Origin of the sequence: Psychrobacter communis, from assembly GCF_014836505.1 — a bacterium.
Classification (GTDB): Bacteria; Pseudomonadota; Gammaproteobacteria; order Pseudomonadales; family Moraxellaceae; genus Psychrobacter; species Psychrobacter faecalis.
This window is the reverse complement of sequence record NZ_JACSQR010000056.1, coordinates 1-7,400: the sequence shown is the minus strand read 5'-3', so window position 1 is coordinate 7,400 and position 7,400 is coordinate 1. Positions and strand designations below refer to the sequence as shown.

At 35.8% G+C, this 7,400-nt stretch carries 3 protein-coding genes; all 3 read right to left on the bottom strand.

The features are described 5' to 3' along the window. Window positions 1-53: 53 nt before the first annotated feature. The 3 genes from H9653_RS11985 to H9653_RS11975 all read right to left on the bottom strand — a co-directional run bounded on the left by H9653_RS11985 (window position 54) and on the right by H9653_RS11975 (window position 7,195). Window positions 54-1,790: an NERD domain-containing protein kinase family protein gene (locus H9653_RS11985; protein ID WP_191692541.1), complete on the bottom strand. Its 1,737-nt coding sequence runs from the start codon at window positions 1,788-1,790 to the stop codon at window positions 54-56. Window positions 1,791-1,922: 132 nt separating this feature from the next. Then, window positions 1,923-6,626 (bottom strand): AAA domain-containing protein, encoded by a 4,704-nt coding sequence (locus H9653_RS11980; RefSeq protein WP_191692540.1) that lies wholly within the window; start codon window positions 6,624-6,626, stop codon window positions 1,923-1,925. Window positions 6,627-6,643: 17 nt separating this feature from the next. Then, complete coding sequence (locus tag H9653_RS11975; RefSeq protein WP_191692539.1) at window positions 6,644-7,195, bottom strand: hypothetical protein; 552 nt, start codon at window positions 7,193-7,195, stop codon at window positions 6,644-6,646. Window positions 7,196-7,400 lie beyond the last annotated feature (205 nt).

Sequence of the window (7,400 nt, the reverse complement as noted above, 5' to 3'; positions counted from 1 at the left end):
TTAAAATTTCAGTTAAAACAATTAGAATTTTAAATTCTATAAAAACCAAAAGCCTACGATAAGTTGAGATTGGCGTTTAAGTTAGAAATTCTTTGCAGCCAATCGAATAAAATACGAGCTTTATAATCTTCATTAACTGGAAAGGTATTCAACCACGCCTTAACTATTCGACCATTAGATAAGTAAACTTCCTTTTCGTCAGTTTCAACGATGAAGTCTTCATCCTCTCTAAACTGACGATAATGACTAATATTATGATAAAAAGGTTCTAGCTGATCCTTATCGAATGAAAAGTCTTTTTCATCTGTGGGCCTAGCTTCATTGAACGCTTCTAGAAAATCCTTTGCATTTATATAGGGATCTTCAGATAAAGCTTGTTTGATGACAATTGAGTACCATTCATCATCTCGTTCTAACTCCTGCTTAAATGACTGAATACTATCGTTAGATAAGCGCTTTGCTTGTAGAATATGCCAAGATAATACCGCTAAAGCTCGTACGTCTAACTGATAAGCAGTATAGATTTCAATAGGATAAGTGTTTTCTACTAAATCTGTTGATACAGTGAGTATGTCTCTAATATCTCCCACAGTTCCTTTTTTAGGAAAAAAAGCAGTGGCAAAACCGGATAGCGAAATTTTCTTATCAGCAGATAGCCATAGACTGTGTGTACCCAAATCTCTATGAGCAATTCCAGCATCGTGCAGATCAACAAATTTATGCAATAGTAGTTTTACATAGTCAGCGCGATCTTTAATTGCAATTTGTTTGGCTGTTTGACCGATAAACTGATTAAATCTAAGTTGAGATGGCATCAAGTCAAATAAGTCGGTGTGGTCTACGGTCATCTCTGATTTTTGAGGGACTGTTTTATAATTCAAACAGGCAGAGTAAAGCTCTTCATTAATACCCTTTAAGTGTTGTAAAACCTCATACTCTCGGCTGACTAATTTGAACCTACCGTCTGACGTTTGCGCCTCTGGATTTTTTATCTTTGAAAAATCCCAACGACGTAATAAGACTTGGTCATTCTTTGAATGCTCTGAATAAGCAAAATACTCGTTATAGATCTTATTCGGATGTTGAAATGCAGGTTCGTCTTCTGCTACGTAGCCATTTACCTTAATACTTTTAGGCTTTACGTTACTTCCACCAAAAATTTCATCAAATATTATGAAGTCTTTATTCAAGACCTTTGATGCTGGGTGAGGTCTAAAGTGTCTATCGAACTCCTTTTCATTTTTCATTTTTAGAAAGTCATCTAGACTTATAGTGTATTTCTTTTCTTCATCGTTCAGTTTGCTAAAGTCAGCATTACCTGTCATTACGACTAAAAAATGTACAAAGGGAATGTACCCCTTATTAGAAAATCTACTCTTATATCTCTTTAAGATATTGTCAAGCAAGAATTTTTTGTTACGAGTGATAGAGACTGGGGATTTTCCCATCTCTTTACTTCCAAGATACCAACGATTATTACTGCTGGTGACTTTGTTATTATTCCAATCTTTTAGCTCTATTATTAATACATTGCAATGAGTAATAATTACTAAATCAAATTCGCCTTCTTTACTACCTCTAGGATCGACTAATCTAAATCCGGAAAACCCTTTCCATGGAAACATAGGATTGCTAGGTGCGCTTTTTTTAAATTCAGCTAAACTAATAGTTTTACTATCTTTCCTATCAAGTTCAGCTAATGCATCTGATGCTTGAAAGTTTGCTTTAATTTTTTCAATAGCCTCAACTTCATGCTGTGTAAGCCCGCCACCCCAATCCTGTACTTCCATTACTTATCCTTAACTTAATATCTAGTTAAATCTATAAAAACTAATTATTAGTATGTTATTTCAAAAAAAGTCTTTAGTTTATTGAAGATTCATATATTTTTTAATATTTATGATAATGAGTAGCACTGAATTTTAAGCAAGGTTAGAAACCTCTTCACTCTCATTCTCACTTACTGGCTCTGCTATAGCTTGTACTCTTCTAGCCTCAGTATATAAACTACTAAGTGGTTGTGCAGTCGCAACAGGGTGAATATTAAGGCTAGCAAGTTCACCTAAAAGCTCTTCAACAACAGCATCTTTATGCATGACGAATGTTGACGCAAAGCAACGCCAGAATTTCCAACCGGCTCTTTCAAGAATACGTTGTCTATGTATATCGCTTTCCCATTTATCAGGACCATGATAGCGATCACCGTCACATTCTATTGCCAAACTATTATCATCTTCTCCTTCAACAACCATATCTATACGATATTGGCCAACCTCTACTTGTGGTATCACCCGATATCCACGCTCTACCAAAATATCAAAAACCTCAATCTCAAAAGCTGATTCACATTTGCTGCGCAAGTCATCTACTTGTTCTTCATCTTGCATGAAAGGTTGTTTAAAGTGTTGAATAAGCTTGGATCGATAAACATCAGCTTGACTTAATTCATCCAATTCAATACTACGTACTAGATACATTCTATCTCTAGCCCTTGATGCAGCGACATTTATCCGCTGTGCAAATGACTCTGTGGTTAATGCATGAGCGTCTCCAGGCGATACTAGTAGCGATAAGAACATAATATCTCTTTCTTTACCTTGAAAGGTTCGTGCATCACCGCAAGCGATATCGAAATCTGTAATAGCTTTTTCTCCCAGTTCTCGAGACAGCATCTCCATGATTTCTCGGGATTGGTAATTACCCAGTAAAGAAATTACACCAATAGTTCTACCAACATATACAGGGTCTTCTACGATCTTTTTTATTTCATCAATGATAAACCTTGCTTCAGGTAAATTAACTCCCTTTGTGTTTCTATGACCGTCAGTCACATGAACATCAATTAGTGGAGGATCTAATCTCTCTGAAGGTTTGGACTTACGTAGCGGTTTGAGCTCATGATCATAAAACTCACGTTTAGAAAACTCAATAATAGCTGGTGCACAACGGAAGTGTTCTTTGAGCATAACTGAGCTACCGGCAAAAACGACTTTAAACAAATCATATATTGAGCGATCAGGTGACAATTGTGAGCGATAAAGTTTAACTTGATCTGCTAAATATTGGTTCATTAAGTCTTTTATCTTATCTTCTTTTAAACCAACAGTATCAGGAGAAACCTGTTTATCATCACCTACTACGAGGACTTTTTTTGCCCGCAAAAGCGCTGGTAAAGCAGTTAAATCAGACTGTGATGCTTCATCAATGATAACTAAGTCAAAACTACCGAAATTAGCAGGTAATGACTCGCTGATACGGTAGTGAGGCATAATCCAACAAGGAATAGCAGCGCTTGCTTGTTCAGAAGCTTCTTGAGCTTCACGACGATAGCGTGGGGCACGTTTTCCTGTACCTTTACCTATTCTAACGATAGCAGCTCGGTATTTTTCTAGTGCCGCCCTAACAGTTGGTGTAGCGTTTTCTGATAGTTTTAACCACGTTTTCTTAGTGATTACTTCCTGATAAAGACGTGCTAAGTTGTTTTCCAAGTCTTTACGTCTTGTTGCCAATTCGACTAGTTCTTGACGAGCATCAATACGATTAACAAAACTGACCAAGCGATTTAAGCGCCAAACTTTTCGCCAGTTATCTGGTAATAGTTTATCTTGAGTATCAGAAGGTGGTTCTTTTCTAAGGCTATTTGCCCAGTTTATTGCTCCCGATTTTTCGATGGCTTGGGTGACGTCATTTACAATTTGAAAATCATCTGACAAAACATGAATACGTTCTAGCTCAGCCATTAAATTCAGCCATTCACTTTCAATATATTGTTCAGAGTGGGTTTTATTACCAATATTATCTGTAATAAATGTATTTAATTGCTTTGTAATAATTCCTGAGTGTTCTAAGAGTAAGTTTTCTATATTTTCTTTTGATTTCCAAGTCTTGGATAAAGAATGCTTCGTCAAATGTTGATTTAGAGTTTGCTCAATCTCAGTTAACGTTTTTAGCGAATAATAACTATCGTTACTGGCTTGCAAGTTTGGAAATATTGAGTGCAATGCTGATTGTATTTCTTTTTCTAGCTGACAATTTGACTGAATGATTTCACTCATCTCAACTGCTGACTTTAAGGCAGGTAAGCTATCAGCATTAGGCTCAAAGCTTGGTAAGGATATTTCAGCAGATAAAGCATTCCAACGGACAATAAGTACTTTTGCCGCTTGTTTAAAGTCAATAAATGCTAAAACATGTTGCCAGTCTTCGTTGGTTACTGCTTGGGCACCATTAACCTGAATGTCTTCTAACAACTTTTTCTCAGCAGATTTACCGAATAGACCTGCTAAACCAAATGGTTTTTTGCCTTGAGATAGATTTCTTATAGAGTCCTTCAGTTCGTCATTGTTATCGATATCTTTAGACATATTTACAGGCTTAGTGATAAAAAAAGTTCTTTGAGTAATTAAAGCGTTAATCTCCTCTTTTAAAGCAATAAAATAGTCGATAATTTCTGTTTTATTACTATTTAAACTCTGTCTAAATAGTGCTGTCCAATTCTGGTCAGCTTTATCAATGATATTAAGCTGTGATTTTAACTGCACTATTTGAATAAGAAGGTCTTCAATAGCTTGAATTGTCTCGGAAGTATTATTTATTAATTCTGGTAGAGCACCTGTATTTTCAGCTTGTTGCAGTTCCTTAATATGTATAAGATTTTGATGTAGTTCAATAACTTCATTGATCGGTGGAAAGTTATTATGATTAGGAATGGTTTTGTTGAGATAAATTAAATCTTCTTTTAAGTTGAGTCTAGCCATTCTTAAATCAACAATATCTGAGTTTGAAAACTGTGGTTTGAAAGTATCTTCTATATCTAACTTATCGGGAAACCAACTTATATTAGCCTGTTTTAATGCAACTTCTTCGGCAGCTTGAAGTGGTGTTACATGTTCATCGTCGATGATAATCTCTTCGAGGTTGAGCCTTCCCCAATGAGAAATAGAAGTATCTGTACTAGCTAAATATGCATGGGTAGCATCAATTTCATCATCAAGTTGCTTGATTGTATTCTGATACTGTTTACGGTCTATGCTTGAGATTTCACTAGATATTTTTCTAATAGAGGATTCAAATTGTTTGATTGATTCTGTATCACTGCTTAATAGACTAACTGCTAATGGGCGAATAGTTTCTGGTAGCTTTTCCTTTAGTACTGATAGCGCAGGATCTTTCATTGAAGTAACCAAAACTCTTTTACCCAGTGCAAGATAATGACAAATGACATTAGCAATAGTATGGGTCTTACCAGTTCCAGGCGGCCCTTGCACTACTACACCGTCATAAGCTTGGAGCATCTGAATGATTCGGACTTGTTCATCGTTATAAGCTTTTGGGAAGTATAGGTCATGAGGTTTACTATAATTATCCTCGCTACCTATAACTGCTGAAATTCCACGATAAGCTGGCAGGATTACTTCTTTATTTTCGGTATCAGGCTCTGTAAGAATAGCTCCTAATGCACCGGATATGAATTCGGAAGAATCATCAGATAATTTTCCAGAAAAATTCTCTAAGTCTTGTAGAAGAAAATTATCACCTCTTGGACGTGCCATTAAGACCCAAGTATCGGTAACAACTAAGCTGTCAGTGGCTTTTGGTAGTTTCCTATCTTCTATAATATCGTTCGTAGTTTGATCTGCCCAACACTTCCCAGAAGAATCCAAAAGCATAGCTGCTGATCTTAAGATTGGTGCATAGGTACTCGAATTAAAAGGATTAAACACTAAATCCTCAGACTTGAAAAAAGACTTACTAGTTTCTATTAAGGTGACTAAATTAGGGTTCTCCGTGGATGAGAAGATTTCAGTCTCTAGTTTTACTGGTGATAAGTTAGGTCTAACTGACAAAGCCATTGTATTTTTATCTAATGAGATTTCTACTGACTGAGTCAGTACAGGATATTTAATAGCTCTCGCATCAGTTTGATTCCATAGAGCAATACCAACACCCCATACTAACTCTAGCTTTGCATCAGCTAAATTACCTTGCAATTCTTTAGTCAGTAGAAATAAGTCAGAATAAAGTTTAATGCTTTTTCTTATTTGCTTTTCTTGCTCTAGCCATGGTTTCCATGATTTTTCTATATAATTGTTTAGCTCTTTTTCTATATTTTCTTTATCAAAGAAATCATTTAAAACGGTATATTTTGTCTCAGTCTCAGTCTCAGTCTCAGTCTCAGTCTCAGTCTCAGTCTCAGTCTCAGTCTCAGAGGGCAGTTCTAAACCTTCTTCTGATAACGTCAATAAATCAATATCAGATTCAGTCTTTGTCTGCGCAGGAGTGATATCATGAAATATCACACCAGCCTCTAGTAACCTGCTTGTTAAGATCCTTTCTTTAAGGCTGGGCGCATCGTTAAATTTTTGAGGGAACTCTATCCATAATCTTAATAGATGACTCTCAGGTAGCGGAGCGGGACTTGCATGCAGACGTTCAATAGATAGCCAAGTCTCATCTACTGACTCCACATCTTGATTTAATTTAACACCGGGCAAGTTTTGTAGTTGTTCTTCTAGCCTTAAAAAACTATTATGCTGAGAAATACTAGTTATTGGGGTTTTACCCATCAACAATGTTTGTTGGGTAAATTTAATTAATGCAGATAATCTCTCTTGTTGAATACTCATAATGAAATTTTTCCAGCTTACATGAATAGATAGATAATAAATACTAAGGCAGCAACTAGTGCTATTAACCAACTAACAGTCTTGAAGCTGGTTTTAGAAGGTGTTTGAGGTCTGGTATGAAAGGTGGTTCTCATAACACCTTGTTTGAATTGAACTTCAAAAGATGTTTTACAGTTTGAACAAGATAGATACTGCACTTTATGATCAAGTGCATATAAAAAGTTTGGCGTTTGGCACTGTTCACATTCTACGATATAGCGTTCAGGAGGAGTTATAGTTGGTAATACTATAGGTTCAGGCTCTATGGCTTTAGTTTTTTGAACCTGTATAACTGCTGCTTCTGTGTTATATGGTGACGAAGATATCGATTGTTTTTCAAAGGGTCTATTTTTATTAGCATTAGATATAATTAATTTTTCAATTTCAGTTTCCAGTAATCGTGATTTTGAGTACTTCCTATGACTGAGTTCAAACCTTAAGGCTGTAAGGGTCTCAATGTCATTCTTAGATTCCGTAAAGAGCGCTTTCAACTCTTCACCACTGTATTTGAAATAAGGACGTTTACTCATTTGAACTTCCATTTCGTACATTCAATATTACATTTTAAGACATCTAGCGTCTTTCAAACATTTGTGAATGCTAACTTATATAGAATTTTCCAGATCATGCAGACTAACAATCTAAAAATTAAATAGCTTAACCCCAGTTCGGGATAAGGGCTCAAAAAAAAGATAAAAAAAGAAGTCCGAAGTTGCTAAAGTAAGTTTACCAAGA

Excerpts from the sequence above, each read along its gene's own strand:
- H9653_RS11985 (WP_191692541.1), bottom strand. The coding sequence starts at position 1,790 with ATGGAAGTACAGGATTGGGGTGGCGGGCTTACACAGCATGAAGTTGAG.
- H9653_RS11980 (WP_191692540.1), bottom strand. The coding sequence starts at position 6,626 with ATGAGTATTCAACAAGAGAGATTATCTGCATTAATTAAATTTACCCAA.
- H9653_RS11975 (WP_191692539.1), bottom strand. The coding sequence starts at position 7,195 with ATGAGTAAACGTCCTTATTTCAAATACAGTGGTGAAGAGTTGAAAGCG.